The organism is Bradyrhizobium sp. USDA 3397, assembly GCF_054060965.1.
Genome location: NZ_JBSSDS010000001.1, coordinates 1,456,806 through 1,479,709, shown reverse-complemented (window position 1 = coordinate 1,479,709; position 22,904 = coordinate 1,456,806). Strand labels below are relative to the sequence as shown.

At 65.2% G+C, this 22,904-nt stretch carries 21 protein-coding genes and 1 pseudogene; 16 read left to right on the top strand and 6 right to left on the bottom strand.

Annotated elements, in window-relative coordinates:
* Nucleotides 1–24 precede the first annotated feature (24 nt).
* Together ACVWYQ_RS06930 and ACVWYQ_RS06925 are read left to right on the top strand one after the other, a co-directional pair.
* Nucleotides 25–1,173: a phosphatase PAP2 family protein gene (locus tag ACVWYQ_RS06930; protein ID WP_404540735.1), complete on the top strand. Its 1,149-nt coding sequence runs from the start codon at nt 25–27 to the stop codon at nt 1,171–1,173.
* Nucleotides 1,174–1,209: 36 nt separating this feature from the next.
* Nucleotides 1,210–3,210, top strand: a complete 2,001-nt coding sequence (locus ACVWYQ_RS06925) for a S8/S53 family peptidase (protein ID WP_404540737.1) — start codon at nt 1,210–1,212, stop codon at nt 3,208–3,210.
* Nucleotides 3,211–3,405: 195 nt separating this feature from the next.
* Here the strand turns inward: ACVWYQ_RS06925 and ACVWYQ_RS06920 are convergent, their stop codons facing one another.
* Both ACVWYQ_RS06920 and ACVWYQ_RS06915 read right to left on the bottom strand, forming a co-directional pair.
* On the bottom strand, nt 3,406–3,597 hold the full coding sequence (locus ACVWYQ_RS06920) for a hypothetical protein (protein ID WP_157283483.1): 192 nt from the start codon (nt 3,595–3,597) through the stop codon (nt 3,406–3,408).
* Nucleotides 3,598–3,628: 31 nt separating this feature from the next.
* A complete protein-coding gene (locus tag ACVWYQ_RS06915; protein ID WP_404540739.1) occupies nt 3,629–4,786 on the bottom strand; it encodes an MFS transporter in 1,158 nt (385 codons plus the stop codon).
* Between the two features lie 164 nt (nt 4,787–4,950).
* On the opposite strand from ACVWYQ_RS06915, the pseudogene ACVWYQ_RS06910 reads away from it, so the two are divergent.
* A pseudogene (locus tag ACVWYQ_RS06910) lies at nt 4,951–6,211 on the top strand (adenylate/guanylate cyclase domain-containing protein).
* Nucleotides 6,212–6,325: 114 nt separating this feature from the next.
* Here the strand turns inward: ACVWYQ_RS06910 and ACVWYQ_RS06905 are convergent.
* Nucleotides 6,326–7,570, bottom strand: coding sequence for an MFS transporter (locus tag ACVWYQ_RS06905; RefSeq protein ID WP_275499958.1), 1,245 nt, complete (start codon nt 7,568–7,570; stop codon nt 6,326–6,328).
* A gap of 168 nt (nt 7,571–7,738) precedes the next feature.
* Here ACVWYQ_RS06905 and ACVWYQ_RS06900 point away from each other — a divergent pair, with 168 nt between their 5' ends.
* Nucleotides 7,739–9,091: an Nramp family divalent metal transporter gene (locus tag ACVWYQ_RS06900; protein WP_157283487.1), complete on the top strand. Its 1,353-nt coding sequence runs from the start codon at nt 7,739–7,741 to the stop codon at nt 9,089–9,091.
* A 67-nt stretch (nt 9,092–9,158) separates the two neighbouring features.
* Here ACVWYQ_RS06900 and ACVWYQ_RS06895 read toward each other — a convergent pair whose 3' ends face one another.
* The 3 genes from ACVWYQ_RS06895 to hemB form a co-directional block, all read right to left on the bottom strand.
* Nucleotides 9,159–9,935: an arginyltransferase gene (locus ACVWYQ_RS06895; RefSeq protein WP_225151846.1), complete on the bottom strand. Its 777-nt coding sequence runs from the start codon at nt 9,933–9,935 to the stop codon at nt 9,159–9,161.
* Nucleotides 9,936–10,003: 68 nt separating this feature from the next.
* Complete coding sequence (locus tag ACVWYQ_RS06890; protein ID WP_057029747.1) at nt 10,004–10,546, bottom strand: RDD family protein; 543 nt, start codon at nt 10,544–10,546, stop codon at nt 10,004–10,006.
* A gap of 242 nt (nt 10,547–10,788) precedes the next feature.
* Complete coding sequence (gene hemB, locus ACVWYQ_RS06885; protein ID WP_271538085.1) at nt 10,789–11,850, bottom strand: porphobilinogen synthase; 1,062 nt, start codon at nt 11,848–11,850, stop codon at nt 10,789–10,791.
* A gap of 138 nt (nt 11,851–11,988) precedes the next feature.
* Here hemB and ACVWYQ_RS06880 point away from each other — a divergent pair, with 138 nt between their 5' ends.
* From ACVWYQ_RS06880 to ACVWYQ_RS06825, 12 genes are all read left to right on the top strand, one after another.
* Nucleotides 11,989–12,492, top strand: a complete 504-nt coding sequence (locus ACVWYQ_RS06880) for a DUF6163 family protein (RefSeq protein ID WP_271538084.1) — start codon at nt 11,989–11,991, stop codon at nt 12,490–12,492.
* Between the two features lie 504 nt (nt 12,493–12,996).
* Entirely contained in the window at nt 12,997–13,515 is a 519-nt protein-coding gene (gene ldtR / locus ACVWYQ_RS06875) for a transcriptional regulator LdtR (protein WP_025036696.1), read from the top strand.
* Between the two features lie 202 nt (nt 13,516–13,717).
* Nucleotides 13,718–13,954: a hypothetical protein gene (locus ACVWYQ_RS06870; RefSeq protein WP_157283491.1), complete on the top strand. Its 237-nt coding sequence runs from the start codon at nt 13,718–13,720 to the stop codon at nt 13,952–13,954.
* 37 nt (nt 13,955–13,991) lie between these two features.
* Nucleotides 13,992–14,213, top strand: a complete 222-nt coding sequence (locus ACVWYQ_RS06865) for a hypothetical protein (protein ID WP_128265268.1) — start codon at nt 13,992–13,994, stop codon at nt 14,211–14,213.
* A 239-nt stretch (nt 14,214–14,452) separates the two neighbouring features.
* Complete coding sequence (gene glyA / locus ACVWYQ_RS06860) at nt 14,453–15,751, top strand: serine hydroxymethyltransferase (RefSeq protein WP_036010474.1); 1,299 nt, start codon at nt 14,453–14,455, stop codon at nt 15,749–15,751.
* 70 nt (nt 15,752–15,821) lie between these two features.
* Nucleotides 15,822–16,304, top strand: coding sequence for a transcriptional regulator NrdR (gene nrdR, locus ACVWYQ_RS06855; protein WP_011087793.1), 483 nt, complete (start codon nt 15,822–15,824; stop codon nt 16,302–16,304).
* Nucleotides 16,301–17,449 carry a bifunctional diaminohydroxyphosphoribosylaminopyrimidine deaminase/5-amino-6-(5-phosphoribosylamino)uracil reductase RibD gene (ribD, locus tag ACVWYQ_RS06850; RefSeq protein WP_271538083.1) on the top strand — a complete coding sequence of 383 codons (1,149 nt, stop codon included), beginning with the start codon at nt 16,301–16,303 and terminating at the stop codon, nt 17,447–17,449. The genes nrdR and ribD overlap by 4 nt, the downstream gene beginning before the upstream one ends.
* Complete coding sequence (locus tag ACVWYQ_RS06845; protein ID WP_271538082.1) at nt 17,449–18,078, top strand: riboflavin synthase; 630 nt, start codon at nt 17,449–17,451, stop codon at nt 18,076–18,078. The genes ribD and ACVWYQ_RS06845 overlap by 1 nt, the downstream gene beginning before the upstream one ends.
* 62 nt (nt 18,079–18,140) lie before the next feature.
* Nucleotides 18,141–18,632, top strand: a complete 492-nt coding sequence (ribH, locus tag ACVWYQ_RS06840; RefSeq protein ID WP_271538081.1) for a 6,7-dimethyl-8-ribityllumazine synthase — start codon at nt 18,141–18,143, stop codon at nt 18,630–18,632.
* Between the two features lie 4 nt (nt 18,633–18,636).
* The gene (gene nusB / locus ACVWYQ_RS06835; protein WP_036010453.1) at nt 18,637–19,134 is read left to right on the top strand and encodes a transcription antitermination factor NusB; all 498 of its coding nucleotides are present in this window, start codon (nt 18,637–18,639) and stop codon (nt 19,132–19,134) included.
* Nucleotides 19,135–19,309: 175 nt separating this feature from the next.
* Complete coding sequence (thiL, locus tag ACVWYQ_RS06830) at nt 19,310–20,308, top strand: thiamine-phosphate kinase (protein WP_271538080.1); 999 nt, start codon at nt 19,310–19,312, stop codon at nt 20,306–20,308.
* Nucleotides 20,309–20,544: 236 nt separating this feature from the next.
* Nucleotides 20,545–22,665, top strand: coding sequence for a sodium-translocating pyrophosphatase (locus tag ACVWYQ_RS06825; protein ID WP_271538079.1), 2,121 nt, complete (start codon nt 20,545–20,547; stop codon nt 22,663–22,665).
* The last annotated feature ends 239 nt before the right edge of the window (nt 22,666–22,904 follow it).

The window sequence follows — 22,904 nt, the reverse complement described above, 5'->3', positions numbered from 1 at the left end:
CTTGTTTTCATAAGGAGGCAGGCAATGGCTCAACTAGGCGGGGCGGGAGGAGCAGGCGGTGCAGGTGGTGCTGGCGGAGCCGGCGGCGCAGGGGGGGCAGGAGGTGCAGGCGGAGCGGGCGGCGCTGGAGGGGCCGGTGGGGCGATAATTGGCACGCTCGGCGACGTCTGGGCCAATCCCATCATGGTGGATGCACTCATCCACGCTCGCGAAGGGACGATCGTTGTTCCCGAAATTTCGACACCTCCATACTTTTATTTTTACGCGCCGGGCTTGCCGACAACGATCGACGACCCCGCCCAATTGGATCGCTGGGAGCCGTGGGTGCGCGCCTACACGGCGGTCGGGGAGATGCTGCAGGGCATCACCCTTCAGGTGTCGGCTACCGATCCAAACGCATTCCTGGTTCGGTCGCCCGCATACGTGATTGCGGAGATCGGACGTCCGAGCGCGTCGACGTTTCAAGACCAGATTGCGATGGTCCTGAGTTGGGCCGAGCTGCGCAACGAACGCGCCACGGAAATCATGGCGCAGATCGATCCCCAGTATGCCTTCTGGTCTTCGATCGTCTATCTGCATCCCGAGAGGACCAGGCGCACGTTCGAGCTCATCAACATGGTCCTGCAATTCTGCGTCTACGTGGAAATGCGCTTCAAACATGCGCTGGCCTGCTGGCGGCCGGTCGAATACAACGCCGAGATACAGCCGATGCTCACGACGCCGGGACACGGAAGCTTCCCGAGCGGACATGCAACGCAGGCCTATGCGGTGGCCTACGTGCTGAAACGGCTATTGAGCCTGCAGAAGTCGACATCCGGATTCCCGGAGATCGTCGAGCAGCTCGACCGGCAGGCCGCACGGATCGCAACCAATCGGGTCGTGGCCGGAGTTCATTTTCCGGTCGACAGCATGGCAGGGCGGATGCTGGGTATCGCCTTGGGCGAGTACTTCGTCGGCCGTTGTCTGGGGAGCACAGGGACCAAGAGCCGCACGTTCAACGCGGGCTACGCGGACAGCAACTCCAGGACGGACTTCAATCCCTTCCACGCTGACCAGGCGCTCAATGCCAACAAGTTCTATTCGGAAACCACAGGAGGGACTGTTACGCAGTCCCTCCTAATGAAGGAACTATGGGACAAGGCCTACTACGAAGTTTCGACAAGATTTCCGTAGGAAACACGTCCCTGCAGCCGAAGTGGAGTGCATTCCATGGCCGAGGAATTGCCGAGATGCTTTGACCCGTATCTCCGATACGCAATCGCGAGCGAATTCAAGAACTTCGACTTTTTCGACGAGCGGGAGTCCAAGCTATTCCTGTTCGTGGAGCTTAAGCACGCCGGGCTGGCCGGTGACTTTGTGAGAGCTCTAAGTCGTGACATCTTCGGCGCCGAATTCGGATTGACCAGTCCGAACTCGCGATATCTGACCATACGGGCTTACAAGGCGGCCGTCAGGTCGGAAAGTTTCCGGGCATGGAACGACAACGTATCCCGGGTCGAGTTGTCGCTTCCGTTGAAGCCGACAGCCATAGAAAAGGGGGCGCAGCGGGTTAGGTCCGCGAGCGAACAACCACCAACATCTCTCCTCATCGGCGTGATCGACGATGGCTGTCCGTTCGCCGCCGCTCCGTTTGTCAAATGGACCGCGGGTGTCGCAACCGGGACACGCGTGCGCGGCATCTGGGACCAGAACGAGGATCCAGCCAGAGCCCCGATCCCGGTCGGCGCCGACGTTTTCGGCGAGAAGCCGTTCGACTTCAATTACGGCCTCGAGTTCTTTCGCGAATCCGTACCAGGCGTGATCGGGCTCGACGACTGGATCCTGTTGCACAAGAGGGCGAACACGGTCGACGAGGATGGCTGCTACGCCGATGCGGGTTTCAGGAGCTTGAAGCATCAGCGTTCGCATGGCGCACACGTGATGGACGTCCTCGCGGGACGCATACCGCCCTCGGCGCGCATCGCGCGGCGCGATCCGCCGAGTTGGAATCCCGGAGATCCCTTGACCGATCCCGCTTGCGAAGCCGATATCGTGTTCGTGCAGTTTCCGGAGAGTTGTCTTCGTGATGCGACCGGCGTTTGGCTGAAGGGTTACGTCGCGGACGCAATCGAATACATCATGTCATTTGTCGATTCCCGCATAACGAACGTGGTGATCAATGTCAGCTACGGACCGACGACCGGACCTCACGATGGCACCGCGCCGCTCGAGGAGAAGCTGAGGGAGCTTGTCACTTACTATGACGGTACTTCCGGAAATCCAAAGCTTGATATCTTCCTGTCCGCCGGCAACACGTATCTGAGCGAGGGCCACGTCCGTTTCCTCAGGCAATCCATGGCAGACCCCGATCATGTCGAATGGACCTGGCGCCTTCCTCCCGACAACACCGTGCTCTGCTTTGTCGAAGTCTGGATGAAGAAGAACCACAGCGACGATGTCGTTGTTACGCTCACCTCGCCGGGCGGTTGTAGCTCCTCGTCGACCACCGGTCCTGCGCCCCCCGGCCCCCCACCTCCACCGCCCGCGGTACCCGCTCTTCCGCCCTACACCGGCGCGTATGCCCCGGTTGACTGGGGTGACAACAGGGTGTGGCTGCTTGCGGTCGAGCCCACCATCGCCGGAGCCGGGATGGTGCCCAAACATGGGAATTGGAAGATCAAGGTCGAGGGCATCGAGGCGGGGAACGAGGTTCATGCCTATGTGGCTCGTACCGATCCGAACATGAACATGCGCACCGGCGCGAAGCGCTCGTATTTTGTCGATGCCGGCTGGGAGACGGCCCGCGCGGCCGAGGCCGGCTGCAAATATGCCGGTGGAGAGTTCGACAAGACCGGGTCGCTTGTTTCTCGCCTGGGCACCCTTAACGGGATTGGTACGGACAGCGTCGCGGGTGTGCACGTGGCGGGCGGCTATATTCTGTCGGCGCCGAAACGCAAGTCGCCTTATTCGTCGGCGGGCCGCGCACGAACCGGGCCCCTCCCACGGCGAGTTGGTCCCGACTACGCGCTGTTTTGCGACGAGTCGGATGCTCTCCAGGGCGTACGCGCCGGTGGCAATCGAAGCGGCGCCGTGTTTCGCCTCGTCGGTACCAGCGCCGCCGCGCCGCAGCTCGCGCGACTGGTTGCGAACGGGGTGCCTTTAACGGCACACGATCCGCCAACCAGTCCTCCGGACGAGAAGCGAGGTGATGGCGATCTCTATCCGCCATGATGTGGTCGAAGAGCGCGCCAACAGGAAGGGCATCCGGTCGGGGCAAGCGTCAATCCGGCCGCCGCCCGGCCTCGATGCACAAGATTGCCGACACGCTCGCCGTCGTGCTGGTGCTGGCTGGATTGGCGAAGGGCAGCTTTGCACCGCTCGAGCACTTCACGTCGGCACAATGGATTGCCGGCGTCTAAGGGTGGCTTAGCCCTTCGGCGCGGTTGCTGTCGGCGGGCTCGCCTCCGGCGTCTTCTTCGGTTTCAGCGTGCCGGCATAGAACGAGATCAGCCAGACCAGGAGGATCGCGAGCAGATAAACGCCCCAAGCCTGCGGCGGCGTGGTCGCCCAGCGCACGAGGCCTTTGAATGTGCGGGGCGGGCTGTTGTCGTCGCTCATAGCCCGCTTGTGCGCGAAAGCTAAGGTCTGGTCAATCCGGCCGCCGCCCGGCGCGGATCAGGAACAGCGCGGCCAGCGCCGAGAGGCTGAGCGCGGATGAGACAATCAGCACCTTGGCGCCCATGAGGTCGATGAGCAGGCCGAAGGCGAGCGGCGCCACCGCCTGCGCCATCCGTGCCGGCGCGCCGATGATGCCGAGGCGGTAGCCGAAATCCTTCGGGCCGAAGATCGACAGCGGCAGGGTGCCGCGGGCGATCGTCAGAATGCCGTTGCCGGAGCCGTGGAACAACGCGAACGCGCTCGCCGCAGCGCCGCCGAAGATTGCGACGATCACGGCGCCGAGCGGGTGGGTGAGGCAGGCGAGCCGCGTCGACCACAGCGGATGGAAGCGGCTGAGGAAGCCGGCCTCCAACATGCGTGCACCGACCTGCGCCGGCCCGATCAATGCGCCGGCCGCGATCGCCTCGGCGGGCGTTGCCCCCATCGCCTCCAGGATGCGCGGAAAATGCGCGGCCATCGCGCCGGTGACAGTCCAGACCGCAGCGAAGATGAAGGCCAGCAAGATCATGGTGCGGTCGAGCGGCACATGCGGCTTCGCGGCCGCGGCTGCCGCCTGCTTGGCGCCCTTGATGACCGGCAGCATGAAGAAATTGAGCGGCAGGCCGATCAGGATATTGGCAGCGGCCCAGGCAAAACAGGTTTCGCGCCAGCCGAAATGCGACAGGCCCCAGGCGGTGAGCGGCCAGCCGACGGTGGAGGCGAAGCCCGCCATCAGCGTGATGCCGGTGATCGGCCTGCGCGCCTCGGTGCCGTAGATGCGCCCCAAAGCGGCGAAGGCGGCATCGTAGAGCCCCATTGCCATGCCGATGCCGAGCACCAGCCAGGCGATCGCCATCACCATCACCGACTGCGAGATGCCAAGCAGCACGAGGCCGGCGGCAATGGTCACGTTGGACGCCGACAGCACCTGACGGCCGCCGACGAGATCGATCTGCCGTCCAATGCGCGGGCCCAGCATTGCGGAGAGCACCAGCGCGGCCGAAAACGCGCCGAAGATCCAGTTGGAGGAGACACCGAGCTCGCGTCCCATTGGATCGGCGAGCAGCGCCGGCAGATAATAGCTGGAGGCCCAGGCCAGAGTCTGCGTGGTGCCGAGCGCCAGGATGATCGGAAGCTGGCGCTGGGTCATGTCCTCGTATTTCCGATCGGCCGTGTCATCGGCGCATTTGCAGCCCGCGGCGAGAGCGCGTCAACCGCGTCTGCGGCATATTCGACCTGCTGCCGGCGGGGAGCCTTTGGGTTGTATGCGGACATCCGCCTTCCGCTCGTCACGAATGCACGCCATAATGGCGCATGCAATTGACCTCGCGCCTTACGCTGATGAACTGGCTGACCGGCCAGGGGCTCACGGGCCTGCCCGAAATTGAACTGCTCCGCGGCTTCTGCGAGCGTTGCTGCGCCGAGGGGCTGGAATTGTCGCGTGGCCTCGTCGTCATCGACACGCTGCATCCGATCTATGAAGGCCGCGGCTTCCGCTGGAGCGATCGTCCCAGCAACGAGAGCGATGCCTTCGAATACGGCTCGACCGCCGACGGCGACGCCGCCCAAGAGCTGGCGCCGCTCGGTGTTCTTCCACATGCTCGAGAATGGCCACGACGAGATGGTGATCGATCTCGCCGATGCGCCGTCGATGGATTTCTCGCAGATCGGCGAGCTCGCCGAGAAAGGCCACAAGCACTATCTCGCCTTCGTCCACCGCTTCGGAGAGAACGGCGCGCTCGGCCTGATGGATTGCCTCTATTCCTGCTGGACCACCCGCCGCGCGAGCGGGTTCTCCGGACTGGAGCTGGAAGCGCTGCGCGATCTGGTTCCGGTGTTGGGGCTCGCGATCAAGTCGGCGCAGCAGGTCGACATCGCGCGCACGCTCGGCCGCGTCTATCTCGGCCGCGACGCCTCCGAGCAGGTGCTGCGCGGGCGCATCTCGCGCGGCGTCACCGAGCGCATCAATGCCGTGCTGTGGTATTCGGACCTGCGCGGCTCGACCGGCATCAGCGAGAGCATCGGTCCCGACGAGATCATCCCATTCCTCAACGACTATGCGCAGGCCGTGATCGATCCGATCCACGAAGCCGGCGGCGACGTGCTGAAGCTGATCGGCGACGGGGTGCTCGCGATGTTCTGGGGCGAGGACATGGCGGATGCGCGGCGGGCCGCGCTCCGCGCCGAGCACCTGTTCCGCAAGAATGTCGCTGCGCTGAACGAGCGGCGGGCGGCGGAGGGCCGTCCGACCACGTCAGCCTATATCGGCCTGCATGTCGGCGAGGTCTTCTACGGCAATATCGGCAGCGAGGACCGGCTTGATTTCACCGTGGTCGGCCCGACCGTCAACGAGGTCAGCCGCATCGCCTCGATGAGCCGCTCGGTCGATCGTGAGCTCCTGGCCTCGACCGAATTCTACAAGGGCCTCGATGCCGCCGGCCGCCGCTACCTCGTCTCCACCGGCCGCTACGCGCTGCGCGGCATCGGCCGCGCGCAGGATCTCTACACGCTTGATCCGGAAGTCGACGCGAGCGAGCCGGTCAGGGGCAGCTACGAGCGCTATCTGGCGGGTTAGTCTCCGCGGCCTCAACAGACGCCGTCATTGCGAACGCAGCGAAGCAATCCAGAGTCCCGCGACGGAGGGACCCTGGATTGCTTCGTCGCTACGCTCCTCGCAATGCACTTGTGGTCAGCACCGCGCCGCCACCTCGTCTCCCACCATGTCCGGCTGCCGGTCCAGTCCCACCGCCGGGGACAGCAGGATCACCAGCGCCTGCATGCCGAACAATGCGGCGGCGACATAGAGGCATGCCTCCGCGCTCCAGAGGCCGCCGACGAGCGCGCCCAGCACTGAACCGAGCGGGCGGGCGCTGTAGCTCATGATGTTGATGGCGGAGACGCGGCCGAGCAGGCGCGGCGGCGTCACGGACTGGCGCAGCGTTGTGGTCGAGATCACCCACAGGATCGGGCCGACGCCAAGCAGGAAGAAGCTCAAGCCCGCGAGCCAGGGCGAGGGGACCAGCACCGTCAGCGCCATCACCAAGGCGGCGACAAAGCCGGCGACGGGGCCGAGGCCCACCACAGTGCCAAAGGCGATGCGCTTCATCACGCGCGTGGCGAGGAGCGCGCCGATCACCATGCCGACGCCGTACATCGTCAGCACCGTGCCGACACCGGCGGCGCTCAGACCGAGATGGCGCACGGCGTAGGGCACGAACACGGCGATCTGCAGGAACCAGCCGGTGTTGAAGATGAACTGGGTGATGAAGACCGGCCGCAGCAGCGGATGGTGAAACACGAAGGCCGCGCCCTCGCGGATCTCTTGGAGCGGATGCCGCCGGGGCGCAGGCGCGCGTGCGGGCTCGTAGATGCCGGAGAGCAGCACGACCGCGATGGCCGAGAGCGCCGCGGCAAAGCCGAACGCCGGGCTCGCGCCCCACCACCCAACCAGCGCACCGCCGAGGGCAGGGCCGCTGGCGAAGGCGATGGTGCGCGCCAGCTCGATGCGCGCATTGGCCGCCGGCAACAGGTCGGAGCTCACCAGCGAGGGCACCAGCGCCGGTGCTGCCACGCTGTAAACGACGGTGCCGCACACGGCGGCGAAGCCGAGCAGGGCCAGCAGCGGCAGGTTGAGGGCTCCCAGCGCGAGCAGCAGCACGACGGCCGCGAGCGCCACCGCCCGCAGCGCCTCGGCGCTCGCCATCAGCCTGCGGCGGGAAATTCGGTCGGCAAGCACGCCGGCGGGGATGGCGAACAGGACGAAGGGCAGGGTGAGTGCGGTCTGGAGCAGGCCGGTCTGCCCTTCGGCCACTCCCAGCGTCAGCACGGCGACGATGGGCGCTGCCGCGAGCGCAATCTGCTCGGCCGACTGCGCTGCGAGATTGGACCAGGCGAGGCGGTTGAAAGTGTCAGGGAGGCGAGGCGGCGTTGACATGGCGCATATCCCGTAAAGGCGAATTTGCCGATGTTGGCCCCCGATGACCACCAAACCCACCCGCTTCCCGACAAGAGGCGATCTCCCCACAATCCGCGGCGGTACGTTCGCCGCTAGATGCAGTTGCAAATGAGTTGCAATAAGAACGAAGTTGGGTATTCTGCCGACATGGATGCCAGATCACCCCACATCACTCCCGACCTCGCCGGCTGGCGCGCTGACGCCCCCATCACCAAGAGCCTCGCTGAGGTCAATTCCACAGTCGCCATTCCGGCCGCCGGCCGGTGGTGGCGGCGGTTGCTGGCCTTCGTCGGGCCGGGCTACCTCGTCTCGGTCGGCTACATGGACCCCGGCAATTGGGCGACCGATCTCGCCGGCGGGTCGAAGTTCGGCTACACGCTGCTCTCCGTCATCCTGATCTCGAACTTGATGGCGATCCTGCTCCAGTCGCTGGCGGCTCGGCTCGGAATCGTCACCGACCGCGATCTCGCGCAGGCCTGCCGCGCCTCCTATCCGCGGGTAGTGAACTTCCTGCTTTGGCTCGCCTGCGAGGCCGCCATCATCGCCTGCGATCTCGCCGAGGTGATCGGCACGGCGATCGCGCTGAAATTGCTGTTCGGCATTCCCCTGATTGGCGGCGCATTGATCGCCGCGCTCGACGCCTTCCTGCTGCTGCTGCTGATGAATCGCGGCTTCCGCTTCCTGGAGGCTTTCGTCATCGCGCTGCTGGTGGTGATCGCCGTTTGCTTCGCGGTGCAGATCGCGGCGGCGGCTCCGCCGGTGGCAGAGGTCTTGCGGGGTTTCGTGCCCAAGAGCGAGATCTTCACCAATTCCGACATGCTCTACATCGCGATCGGCATCATCGGCGCCACCGTGATGCCGCACAATCTCTACCTGCACTCCTCGATCGTGCAGACGCGCGCTTATGAACGCAACGACACCGGCCGGCGCGAAGCGATCAAATGGGCGACGACGGACTCGACCATCGCGCTGATGCTGGCGCTGTTCATCAACGCCGCGATCCTCGTCGTCGCTGCTGCGACCTTCCACAAGAGCGGCCATTCCGACGTGGCCGGGATTGAGCAGGCGTTCGAGCTGCTGTCGCCGCTGCTCGGCCTCGGCATCGCCTCGACGCTGTTCGCGGTAGCGCTGCTCGCCTCCGGTCTCAACTCGACGGTCACTGCGACGCTCGCCGGCCAGATCGTGATGGAGGGCTTTCTCGACCTGCGCCTGCCCAGCTGGGCGCGCCGCCTCTTGACGCGCGGCATCGCCATCGTTCCCGTGATCATCGTCACCGCGATCTACGGCGAGCGCGGCACGGCGGATTTGCTCGTGTTCAGCCAGGTCGTGCTGTCGATGCAGCTGCCTTTCGCGGTGATCCCGCTGGTCCGCTTCGTCTCCGACCGCCGCAAGATGGGCAAGTTCGCGATTCCGATGTCGGTTGCCGCGGTCGCCTGGATCGTCGCGGGCATCATCGTGATTTTGAATCTGAAGCTGCTGGCCGATACGTTTTTTGGGTGAGTGGCGAATGGCGAGTAGCGAGCAGGTGGGGTCGTTCTCCTATTCGCTACTCACCACTCACCATTCGCTAATCCTGCGGCTCGGATGCCGTGTCGCCCTGCGCGTCGATGCGGAGCCAGCCTGACGGGGCGAGGCGCTGCTGCGGCAGGAAGCGGGCCTTATAGTCCATCTTCTTGGAGCCTTCGATCCAGTAGCCGAGATAGACGTAAGGCAGCCCTTGCCGGCGGGCGCGTGCGATGTGGTCGAGGATCATGAAGGTGCCCATCGAGCGGCTGACCTGGCCAGGATCGAAGAACGAATAGACCATCGACAGGCCGTCGCTGAGGACGTCGGTGAGCGCCACCGCGATCAGCTCCTCGCCGCGGCCGGTGATGCCGCTGTCCGGGCCGCGCTTGCGGTATTCGATGATGCGGGTCTCGACGTGGCTGTCCTCGACCATCATGGCGTAGTCGAGCACCGTCATGTCGGCCATGCCGCCGTGGCGGTGGCGGGCGTCGAGGTAGGCGCGGAACACGGAATATTGCTCGGAGGTCGGCACCGCGCTGCGCTGCTCGCCGATGATGTCGGCGTTGCGGGCCATCACCTTGCGGAAGTTGCGCGAGGGGCGGAACTCGTTGGCGATGACCCGGACCGAGACGCAGGCCCGGCACTGGTCGCAGGCGGGACGGTAGGCGATCGACTGGCTGCGGCGGAAACCGCCATGGGTCAGGAGGTCGTTGAGGTCGCCGGCCCGGTCTCCGACCAGATGCGTGAACACCTTGCGCTCATGCCGGCCCGGCAGATACGGGCAGGGGGAAGGCGCCGTGAGGTAAAACTGGGGGGTGTCGCGCGAGTGCTGGGTCAAGGGACGTCGTGAGCCTCCGAAACAGGCATCAGCATCGCGCTCCCAAAGCCCCGGGTCAATCGATTAGCTCACCATGTCCGCGCCGCCTGCGGTGCGGGTATCCGAACCGAATTGTTGATCACGACCGTTCCCAGCACGAAATCGTGCAGCAGGCGACGGCGGCCGTTGAACAGGCCGACCAGCACCACGAACGGCGACAGGAACGAGACCGTCACCCAGAACAGCACGGCATGGGTGGCGCCGAGCACGAAGTAGCCGGGCGCGCCGTACCAGGTGCGCAGCTCCAGGTCCATCAGGCGCATGCCGACCGTGGCGGAGGACGCACCGCCGATGCTGGCGCCGTAATAGACGATGGCCCAGATCACGGAGGCCGGCCAGGCGATCCAGAACAGCGCCCAGCCGATGCCGAGGGTGACCACGCCGAACAAGGCGATGAAGATGTAGCCGAGGATCACCGGCACCGAGATCACGACCATGTCGATCAGGAAGGCGAACACCCGCCGCGTCGCGACGCCCCGGAACAGCTCCGGATGCAGGTCGGGGTCGTAGGCATGCGGTTGCATGGCGCCGTCATTGCGCCAGCCGCCCGAATTGCCCGAGTTGTACGACATGGTCCGTTCTCCCAGCGAAGCCCCCTCGCAGGACATGGGAACAGGCCATGCCCGTGCCAAGGGCGCGCGGGCGGCAGCAAGCCGAAATATTCCGGCGATTCGGGGGCGAAGGGAGGCCACAAGCGCGGATGCTGTAGGGGGCAAAGGCGCGCAGCGCCGTGCCCACCATTGCCCGCCGACTTAAACGATGGGTGGATCGGTGGGCCCGCTTCGCTTGGCCCACCTACGACAGCTGCGAGACCCTACGCTTGGCTGCGCAGCTTCTCCGCCGCCTTCGGCGCAAAATAGCTCAGCACACCGTCGGCGCCGGCGCGCTTGAAGGCGAGCAGGCTTTCCATCATGGCACGGTCGCCGTCGAGCCAGCCGTTGTTGGCGGCTGCGGCGATCATCGCGTATTCGCCGGAGACCTGGTAGGCGAAGGTCGGCATCGCAAAGGTGTCCTTCACGCGGCGGACCACGTCGAGATAGGGCATGCCGGGCTTCACCATCACCATGTCGGCGCCCTCGGCGATGTCGAGCTCGACCTCGCGCAGCGCTTCATCGGTGTTGGCGCTGTCCATCTGGTAGGTGCGCTTGTCGCCGGTGAGCGTCTTGGCCGAGCCGATGGCGTCGCGGAACGGGCCATAGAAGGCGGAGGCGTATTTCGCGGCATAGGCCATGATCTGCACGTCGAGCAGGCCGGCGCGGTCCAGCCCCTCGCGGATCGCGGCGACGCGGCCGTCCATCATGTCGGAGGGCGCGATGATGTCGCAGCCGGCTTCGGCCTGCACCAAGGCCTGACGCACCAGCACGGCGACCGTCTCGTCATTCAGGATCTTGCCGTCGGAGATCAGGCCGTCATGGCCGTGGCTGGTGAACGGATCGAGCGCGACGTCGCAGAGGATTCCGATCTCGGGAAACTCCTTCTTGATCGCGCGCACGGCCTGGCAGACCAGGTTGTTCGGGTTGGTGGCTTCCGAACCTTCCTCGTCGCGCAAAGAGGGATCGGTATAGGGAAACAGCGCGATGCAGGGGATGGTCAGCTTCATCGCGCGCTCGGCCTCGCGCAGGGCCTGGTCGACGCTGAGGCGGTCGACGCCCGGCATCGAGGCGACCTGCTCGCGCTTGTTGGTGCCGTCGATCAGGAACAGCGGCCAGATCAGATCGTCGGTGGTGAGGACGTTCTCGCGCACCATGCGCCTAGCCCACTCGGCCTTGCGGTTGCGGCGCGGACGAACGGTCAGATCGAGGGCATGCGGCACCGCGGTGCTGTCCCGGCGCGAAACGTCGCGCAATTCGATCGGACGTCCGTATTTGATCGCCATTACTCTTCCTCCGGCTGGAATTATTCTTATACCAGCTCGCATGGTTCCCGTCACCGCGGCTTGACCTGCCGCAAGGCAGATCTGAACCTGACTTGGGCAGCCGATTGATTTTGCGGGCCGAAGCAGCCAGAAGGGGCCATGTCCGAGATATCCACCCGCGATGCGGCCCAGGGCGGCGCCAATGCCAGGGACGCTGCCCGTGACACTGCCCGAGAGAGCGCGCTCTCGGTGGCGGCGATCTCCTCGGAGCGCCCGGAGTCCGACGACAATGTCTGGACCCGCCGGCTGGTGCTGTTCCTGCGGGTGATGGCGCTGCTCTCGATCCTGAAAGGCCTCTATCACTGGGCGCAGGTCACGGGCTTCGTCGGCGGCGAGGACGAGGCGTTCGAGAACCAGTCGATGGCCTGGCAGGCCGCGACCGTGTACTTCGCGGTGATCGAGCTCGTCGCCGCGGTCGGCCTCTGGCTGGCGACGCCCTGGGGCGCGGTGGTGTGGCTGACGACCGTGGTGTCGATGGCCGTGATCGAGCTGATGTTCCCGGGAATCTACGGCGGCAGCCTGGTCGTGGTCGGCGTCGAGGTCTTCATGCTTGCCGCTTATCTCGCGCTCGCCTGGATGGCCGCGCGCGAGCGGCCGCCGTAGGCGCAAACGTGCCCCGGACGCAATGCAGCGCGCCGCACTTGCGGCGTGATGCGTTGCAGAGCCGGGGCCCATCTCTCCGCGATCTCGTTTCCGGCTATCTGGGTCCCGGCTCGGCGATGCATCGCTGCGCGCTGCATGTTGTCCGGGACATGAGAGTGTGCGCGTTTGGTTGACCGCTGGTTGCCTAAAATTCGCGGCAAGTTTTCATTGACCAGCCGGTTCCGCCACAGCTCTTACGCGTGCGTTTCGAAACGGAGCGGGGCTGTTCTGGAATGCGACAACAGGGGCGGACGGAGGGTGAACAGGACCTTGCGAAGGTCAACAGAGGCTTTCAAAAAGTACTTGTGGCACAGGCTTAATGCGCAATTCACTGTCTTAAATTCATGATCTCTTTATTCTCTTATTTAAGCCGATCTTCAAACGCCCCTCTTAAGTTGCACCTATCAGACGGGACAAAAGTTTCGTCGAATAAGTGTCGATAAAAACGACAACAGGGGAAGTGTCATGATGAAAGCCGTCGCAACTGCGGCAGATACCGCAGAGCGCGTCTCCGGCCAGCAGGGTTCGGTGCAGTCGCTCTATCTGGAAGCTTTGACTCTGGTGGAGCGGCTGCATCGCCGGCTCCTCGACGTGATCAAGGACGAATTCGATCGCCGCGGCCGCGCGGACATCAACTCGGTCCAGGCGCTCTTGCTCTACAACATCGGCGACAAGGAGCTGACCGCGGGCGAATTGCGCACGCGCGGTTACTATCTCGGCTCCAACGTCTCCTACAATCTGAAGAAGCTCGTCGAGCTCGGCTTCCTCGATCATCAGCGCTCGCGGGTCGATCGCCGCTCGGTGCGCATCCGCCTGACCCCGCAGGGCCAGGAAGTCCGCCGCATCGTCGATGCGCTCTACCAGAAGCACGTCAAGACGGTGGAGCAGGTCGGCGGCATCTCCGGCGACGAGTTCGCGACCCTCAACAAGTCGCTGCACCGCCTGGAGCGGTTCTGGACCGACCAGATCCTCTATCGCCTTTGAGTTCTAAAGGGATCTGGGCGAAGCCGGCCCGCAACAAGACCGGCAGCCCTCCCGAACGTGCCTGACTTCCCCAAGCGCGCTGGTCCGGAGTTGCCCCGGACCGGTGCGTTGATATCTTTTTTGCACCTGCGAAAAAATCCCCCGGCAGCCAGGAACCAGTTCCGGGCTCGGCGCTTATCTTCTTCGGATCGGAGAAACGGCGATGCTGGTCGAGCGCGGGCTTCGGGTGATGAACGTGGAACTCGTCAGCGAGGCCTACGCCATCGCCGCGAACTACCTTCGCCGCTCCGGCGCAATCCCGGACACTCTGGTTACCGACGACCGCCTGCTTCACCTGATCGTCAAACTGCTCCAGCAGGGTGAATTCAACAAGATCAGGCTGGCCAACAAGGCGATCGGCCGGTTCCAGGCGCGGACCGAGGCCAAAGCGGTTGCCTGATCGAAACTCCCACAATCCCCCCGAACCAGAGGATGCCATGGAAGCCGCCATCGACCGCATCATGCAGACCTACGACCTGCTCGCCAACCGCACCGCGGCGGCCAGCGCCGAGGCGCGTGAAAAGGTTACGAATTACCTCAACATCCTGATGGAAGCCGGCGAGACCGACAGTCACAGGTTGACCGTCTGCGGCCTGACCTATCTGCGCCAGCTCGACGGCAGCGTCGACCCAGTGAAGGCGGGGTACACGGGGCTTTAGCACGACCTTCAGGAATGAGGCCCAAGGCGGCCCCAGCCCGGATCTTGACAGGGAGCGGTCTCGCAACCGCTCCCGGGCTGAAAACCTACAATCCCACCATATCTTGCATAAATATCAGGCCCGACCCGCAAATGCTTGGCCGCGGTCGGCCGATGTGGTAGATCGCGCGTGCTTCCGACCGCCACACCAGACCCGCCCGTAGCCCGCCAAAAGGCTGCGGCGGTGGAGATATTCGCAAGATGACCGCACCCAAGTCCGCCTCCGCGCCCGATTCGTTTTTCACCGCCTCGCTCGAGCAGGCTGATCCGGAAATCGCCGCCGCCATCAAGGGCGAGCTCGGCCGGCAGCGCCACGAGGTCGAGTTGATCGCCTCCGAGAACATCGTCAGCCGGGCCGTGCTGGAAGCGCAGGGTTCGGTCATGACCAACAAATACGCGGAAGGTTATCCGGGCGCGCGCTATTACGGCGGTTGTGAGTGGGTCGACGTCGCCGAGAACCTTGCGATTGATCGCGCCAAGAAGCTGTTCGGTGCCAGCTTTGCGAACGTGCAGCCGAACTCCGGCAGCCAGATGAACCAAGCGGTGTTCCTGGCGCTGCTGCAGCCCGGCGACACCTTCATGGGTCTCGATCTCGCCGCCGGCGGCCATCTCACCCATGGCTCGCCCGTGAACATGAGCGGCAAGTGGTTCAAGGCGGCGCACTACACCGTGCGCCGCGAGGACCAGATCATTGACATGGATGCGGTGGCCAAGCAGGCCGAAGAGGTCAAGCCGAAGCTGATCATCGCCGGCGGCTCGGCCTATTCGCGCGCCTGGGACTTCAAGCGTTTCCGCGAGATCGCCGACAGCGTCGGCGCTTACCTGCTGGTGGACATGGCGCATTTCGCCGGCCTCGTCGCCGGCGGCGTGCATGCCTCGCCGGTGCCGTATGCGCACGTCACCACCACCACGACGCACAAGTCGCTGCGCGGTCCGCGCGGCGGCCTGATGCTGTGGAATGACGAGACGCTGACCAAGAAGCTCAACTCGGCGATCTTCCCGGGCCTGCAGGGCGGTCCCTTGATGCACGTGATTGCAGCCAAGGCGGTCGCCTTCGGCGAGGCGCTGCGTCCGGACTTCAAGGTCTACGCCAAGAACATCGTCGAGAACGCCAAGGCGTTGGCCGAGACCCTGAAGGGCCATGGTCTCGATATCGTCTCCGGTGGCACCGACAATCATCTGATGCTGGTCGATCTCCGGCCGAAGGGCCTGAAGGGCAACGTCTCGGAGAAGGCGCTGGTCCGCGCCGCCATCACCTGCAACAAGAACGGCATTCCGTTCGACCCGGAATCGCCCTTTGTGACCTCGGGCATTCGGCTCGGCACGCCGGCTGCGACCAGCCGCGGGTTCGGCGTGGCCGAATTCCAGCAGGTCGGCGGCATGATCGCAGAGGTCCTCAACGCGATCGCGCAATCCTCCGACGGCAAGGCGCCGCTGGTGGAGGCTGCGATCAAGGAACGGGTCAAGGCGCTCACCGACCGGTTCCCGATCTACCAGTAAGGCGCCGCATGATCCGGAAAAGTGGGTACCGGTTTTCCGAAAAGATCATGCGAAAATAAAGGTCACACGGATGCGCTGCCCGAACTGCAACAGTCTCGATACGCAGGTAAAGGACTCGCGTCCGACCGAGGACTCGTCCGTGATCCGCAGGCGGCGCGTGTGCGTCGCCTGCAATTTCCGCTTCACCACCTTCGAGCGCGTGCAGCTGCGCGAGCTCACGGTGATCAAGCGCAACGGCCGCCGCGTGCCGTTCGACCGCGACAAGCTGATGCGCTCGGTGCAGATCTCACTTCGCAAGCGGCAGGTCGAGCCGGAGCGCGTGGAGAAGATGGTCTCCACCATCGTGCGCGAGCTCGAGACCGGTGGCGAGGCCGAGATCTCCTCGGAGGTGATCGGCGAGACCGTGATGGAGCATCTGCGCACGCTCGACGATGTCGCCTATGTGCGCTTTGCCTCGGTCTACCGCAATTTCCGCGAGGCCAAGGATTTCGCCGACGTGCTCGGCGAGCTCTCCGGCGAGGAGGAAGCGCGGCTCGCCGCGATCCGCAAATGATCTTCCGCATCCTGGAAGACCAGTTCGCGCAGAAGGCCCGCGAGGCCAAGGATGCTGATCGCCGTTTCATGGAGCTGGCGCTTGCGCTCGGTCGGCGCGGGCAGGGGCGTACCTGGCCCAATCCGGCCGTGGGCGCCGTCATCGTCAAGGACGGCGTCATCGTCGCCCGCGGCTGGACACAAGCAGGCGGACGTCCGCACGGTGAGCCCGAGGCGTTGCGGCGGGCGGGCGAAGCGGCGCGGGGGGCCACGCTCTACGTCACGCTGGAGCCATGCTCGCATTTCGGCAAGTCGCCGCCTTGCGCCGATGCGCTGATCGCGGCCGGCATCAAGCGCGTGGTGGCGGCGATCGAGGACCCCAATCCGGAAGTTGCGGGCCAGGGCCATGCGCGCCTGCGCGCAGCCGGCATCAATGTGGACGTCGGTCTGTGCGCGGCGGAGGCCGCGTTCGATCATGCCGGACATTTCCGCCGCATCCGGGACCAGCGTCCTCATGTGATCCTGAAGCTCGCGGTCTCGCCCGACGCCAAGATCGGCGCGGCCGGCGGCAAGCCGCTTGCGATCACGGGGGAGGCGGCACGCAATCGCGTGCATCTGCTCCGCGCGCAAAGCGATGCCATCCTGGTCGGCATCGGCACGGTGCTGGCGGATGATCCGCAGCTCAACTGCCGCCTGCCGGGCATGACGGCGCGCTCGCCGGTGCGTGTGGTGCTCGACCGGAGCCTGCGCATACCCGCATCGAGCCAGCTGGTTCGATCCGCGCGCGAGACGCCGCTTTGGGTGATCGCTTCCGAGCTTGCGGAAGCGGCCGCCGCGACGCGCCTTGGCGCGGCCGGTGCGCAAATCATGCGCATGCCTCCAGGGAGTGCATCCGGGCTCGATCTTTCGGCCGTGCTGCATGCGCTGGCGGAGAAGGGCATCACGCGGCTGATGGTCGAGGGCGGCAGCCGCGTTGCGGCATCGTTCGTCGCGGCCGATCTCGTCGACGAGGTCTGGCTGTTCCGCGGAGCGGAAGCAGTCGGCGAAGGCGGCGTCGATGCGCTCGATGCATTGCCCCTGTCGAAAATCACGCAGTCGCCGGCCTACAAGGTTCATGCTAGCGAGACCTGCGGCAAGGATACTCTCACCATCTACGAGCGCGCGTAATGTTCACCGGCATTGTCACCGATATCGGCGAGATCGTCAGCTTCACGCCGACGGCGCAGGGGCAGCTGCACCGGCTCCGGATCGCCTGCCGCTACGATCAGAGCACGATTGCGGACGGCGCCTCGATCGCCTGCAACGGCGTCTGCCTGACCGTGGTTGGCTCGGGCGTTGCGGATGGCATGGACTCCAAGCCAAGGACCTGGTTCGACGTCGACACCGCGGCCGAGACGCTGGCGCTGACGACGGCCAAGCGCTGGAAGGTCGGCACCAGGCTCAACCTCGAGCGCGCGCTGAAGATCGGCGACGAGCTCGGCGGCCATATCGTCGCCGGCCACGCCGATGGCATTGCAACCATCGTCAGCCGGGAGGACTTGCCGGATATGGCGCGGTTCGTGCTCTCGACGACGCGGGAGCTGGCACGGTTCATCGCCACTAAGGGCTCAATCACGCTCGACGGCGTCTCGCTGACGATCAATACGGTTGCAGACGTGACCTTTTCGGTGCTGATCATTCCGCACACGCTGGATGTCACGACAATCGGCAGCTGGAAGGCGGGGGATGAGGTTAATATCGAGGTCGACCTGATGGCCCGCTACGCGGCGCGGCTGACGGAAATGACGGTCTCTTAGAACTTGGCTTACATGCTTCCGGCTACTACATAGCGCCGACCCCTTTCGAAACGGATTGAACGATGGCAGACGCGCGGCGCGCACCCCTGAAGGACCAGACCGACATTTCCGGCGCGCGCGCGCTGATTGTCGAGGCGCGGTTCTATGACGATCTCCAGGATGCGCTGCTGGACGGCGCGGTTGCGGAGCTGAAGGTGGCCGGCCTGACCCACGACGTCATCACGGTTCCCGGTGCGCTGGAGATCCCCGCGGCAGTCGCCATCGCGGTCGATGCCGCGGCGGCGAACGGCAGGCCCTATGATGCGGTGATCGCGCTCGGCTGCGTGATCCGCGGCGACACCATTCATTTCGAGATCGTCTCGCAGGAATCCTCGCGCGCGCTGATGGACCTCGCCGTGGCGCGAAAGCTGCCGCTCGGCAACGGCATCCTCACCGTCAACACCGAGGCGCAGGCCTGGGCGCGGGCGCGTGCCAGCGAGCTCAACAAGGGCGGCGATGCCGCGCGCGCCGCGCTTGCGATGCTGCGCATAAAACGCCGCCTGGCGCAGGCCTGAAGCCATGGCCGATAACACCAAGAAGCCGACAGGCGTTGTCGAGAAGAAGGCGAACCGGCGCGGTGCGGCACGGCTCGCAGCCGTGCAGGCGCTGTACCAGATGGACATCGCCGGTGCGGGCATCAACGACATCTTTGCCGAGTTCGAAAGCCATTGGCTCGGCAACGAGGTCGAGGGCGAGACGTATCTGCCGGCGGAAGCCGCCTTTTTCCGCGACGTCGTTTCCGGCGTCGTCCGCGACCAGAAGAAGCTCGATCCCCTGATCGACGAGGCGCTGTCGAAGGGCTGGCCGCTCAAGCGGATCGAGGCGATCCTGCGGGCAGTGCTGCGGGCAGGAGCCTATGAGCTCCAGCATCGCAAGGACGTGCCGGGCCGGGTGGTGGTCTCCGAATATGTCGACGTCGCCAATGCCTTCGTCGACCGTGAGGAGACTGGCATGGTCAATGCCGTGCTCGACCAGATCGGCCGCCAGTTTCGCGGCGACGAGTTCGGGCGGGGGTAGTTTCCCGCGAGGGCGGTGAAGTGATGCGAGACGACTGCCCCATTCTCCGTCGTCATCACCCGCGAAGGCGGGTGATCCAGTACGCCGCGGCCTATCGGGCTAACACGACTGTCTCTCGAATACTGGATCGCCCGGTCAAGCCGGGCGATGACGGCGGAGGGTGGAGTTAACGCCGATGACGAACGCACAGGACCCCTCCGGCGAAGACTCCCTCATCGCGCGCTATTTCAAGCCGCTGGCGACCGATCCGGGCGCGTTCGGGTTGGTCGACGACGCTGCGGTGCTGTCCTCGTCCGGCGAGGACATCGTCGTCACCACCGACGCCGTGGTGGAGGGCGTGCATTATCTTGCCGGCGATCCGCCCGACACCATCGCGCGCAAGGCGCTGCGGGTGAACCTGTCCGATCTCGCGGCGAAAGGAGCGACGCCGGCCGGCTTCGTGCTGACGCTGGCGCTGCGCAGCAAGGAGGATGCCTGGCTGCGTCCCTTTGCGGACGCGCTGGGCGAGGATGCGAAGACCTTCGCTTGTCCTCTGCTCGGTGGCGACACGGTGTCGACGCCGGGCCCGCAGATGATCTCGATCACCGCCTTCGGCCGCGTGCCTCGGGGGCGGATGATCGGCCGCACCGGGGCAAGGCCGGGCGACCGCGTCCTGGTGACGGGCACGATCGGCGATGCCGCGCTCGGCCTCGACGTGCTCAAAGGCGGCGCTGCCGCCAGCGCGCTGACATCCGATCCCGCGGCACGGGATTTTCTGGTCTCGCGCTATCGGGTGCCGCAGCCGCGCAACGTGCTGGCGCCGGCCGTGCGCGATCATGCCACCGCGGCGATGGACGTCTCCGACGGCCTCGCCGGCGATCTGACCAAGCTCTGCGCCGCCTCCGGGGTCTCGGCTTCGGTCGACGTGACGAGCCTGCCACTCTCGGCCGCGGCGGCCGGCCTTCGCGCCCGCAACGTCGCGTCTGTCGAGGCGCTGCTTGCGGGCGGCGATGACTACGAGGTGCTCTGCACCGTTCCGCCGGCGCAATGCGAGACGCTGATTGCCGCGGGGCGGTCCCTGGGCGTTGCCGTGACCGCAATCGGTGCGATCACCGAGGGGCAGAAGCCGCTGCGCTTCCTGGACGGGCAGGGGCAGGACCTGCTTTTGACGCGGCTGTCCTACAGCCATTTCTAGCAATTGCTCCAAACCGGCATCCTGGTTCTCAGCGCTTGGTCCTAAATACCTGCCGAGATCGGCCTTTTCGGCCTCATCCGGCGTTGCACCGTCAATTTGATTTTGGCAAGCTCGCGGCCGACTGAAGCCGCCCCTTAAGGGCAAGGGGGCGGCTTTGTTCAAAATCAAGGCGCTGCACCGCACGACGGACAACAAAAGGCGCCGGGGGTACATCAAGGATCTGAGGCAAACATCACATGACAGCATTATGGTTGATAGTGCTCTGCGGAGCGCTTTCCGTCGCCTACGCGATTTGGGCGACGTCTTCGGTCTTGGGCGCGGATGCGGGGTCGCCGCGCATGCAGGAGATCGCAGCGGCGGTGCGCGAAGGCGCACAAGCCTATCTCCGGCGCCAATACACCACCATCGGTATCGTCGGCATCGTCATCTTCGTGTTGCTTGCCTATTTCCTCGGGCTCTACGTCGCCATCGGTTTCGCCATCGGTGCGATCCTGTCCGGCGCCGCAGGCTTCATCGGCATGAACGTCTCGGTCCGCGCCAATGTGCGCACCGCCCAGGCCGCGACGACGTCGCTGGCCGGCGGCCTCGAGCTCGCCTTCAAGGCGGGCGCCATCACTGGCCTTCTGGTGGCCGGTCTCGCGCTGCTGGGCGTGACCCTCTATTTCGCCTTCCTGGTCCATTCGCTGAAGCTGGCGCCTGACAGCCGCGTCGTTGTCGACGCCCTGGTGGCGCTCGGCTTCGGCGCCTCGCTGATCTCGATCTTCGCCCGTCTCGGCGGCGGCATCTTCACCAAGGGTGCGGACGTCGGCGGCGACCTCGTCGGCAAGGTCGAGGCCGGCATTCCCGAGGACGATCCGCGCAATCCCGCGACCATCGCCGACAACGTCGGCGACAACGTCGGCGACTGCGCCGGCATGGCGGCCGACCTGTTCGAGACCTATGCGGTGACCGCGGTCGCCACCATGGTCCTGGCGGCGATCTTCTTCGCCAAGACGCCGATCCTCGCCAACATGATGACGCTGCCGCTCGCGATCGGCGGCATCTGCATCATCACCTCGATCATCGGCACCTTCTTCGTCAAGCTCGGGCCGAGCCAGTCGATCATGGGCGCGCTCTACAAGGGCCTGATCGCGACCGGCATCCTGTCGCTGATCGGCATCGCCCTGGTGATCTACTACCTGATCGGCTTCGGCAAGCTCGAGGGCGTCAACTACACCGGCATGGCGCTGTTCGAATGCGGCGTGGTCGGCCTCGTCGTCACCGCGCTGATCATCTGGATCACCGAATACTACACCGGCACCGACTATCGTCCGGTGAAGTCGATCGCCCAGGCCTCGGTCACCGGCCACGGCACCAACGTGATCCAGGGCCTCGCCATCTCGATGGAAGCGACCGCGTTGCCTGCGATCGTCATCATCGCCGGCATCCTGGTCACCTACAGCCTCGCCGGCCTGTTCGGCATCGCGATCGCGACCGCCACCATGCTGGCGCTGGCCGGCATGATCGTCGCCCTCGACGCCTTCGGCCCCGTCACCGACAATGCCGGCGGCATTGCCGAAATGGCGGGACTGCCGAAGGAGGTGCGTAAGTCGACCGACGCCCTCGACGCGGTCGGCAACACCACCAAGGCGGTCACCAAAGGCTACGCGATCGGCTCGGCCGGTCTGGGTGCCTTGGTGCTGTTCGCGGCCTACAACGAGGACCTCAAGTTCTTCGTGGCCGGCTCCGCGCAGTATCCCTACTTCGCCGGCGTCAATCCGGACTTCTCGCTGAACAATCCCTACGTCGTGGTGGGCCTGCTGTTCGGCGGTCTGTTGCCGTATCTGTTCGGCGCGATGGGCATGACCGCGGTCGGCCGTGCGGCAGGCGCGATCGTCGAGGAGGTGCGGCGGCAATTCCGCGAGAAGCCGGGCATCATGCAGGGCACCGACAAGCCTGACTACGGCAAGGCGGTCGACCTGCTCACGCGCGCGGCGATCAAGGAGATGATCATCCCCTCGCTGCTACCGGTGCTCTCGCCGATCGTCGTCTACTTCCTGATCTATGCGATCGCGGGCGGCGGCGCGGCCGGCAAGTCGGCGGCGTTCTCGGCCGTAGGCGCCATGCTGCTCGGCGTGATCGTGACGGGCCTGTTCGTCGCGATCTCCATGACCTCGGGCGGCGGCGCCTGGGACAACGCCAAGAAGTACATCGAGGACGGCCATTTCGGCGGCAAGGGCTCTGATGCCCACAAATCCGCGGTGACCGGCGACACCGTCGGCGATCCCTACAAGGACACGGCGGGACCCGCGGTGAACCCAATGATCAAGATCACCAACATCGTGGCGCTGCTGCTGCTGGCGATCCTGGCGCACTGAACTGCAAACGACGAAAGGCAAAACCCCGCGGCGTGAGCCGCGGGGTTTTTGTTTTGCATTGTCATTCCGGGATGGCCCGAAGGACCAGACCCGGGATATCGAGATTCTCAGGTGCGCAATTTGCGCACCGGAGTTCGGTTCTTCGAGCCGCCCCGGAATGACGCTGCGCGTCACCGCATGTCCATCTGTAGGGCTTGGTTCTGGCGGGCGCACGCCGCGCAATTCAGGCTCAGCTTGAC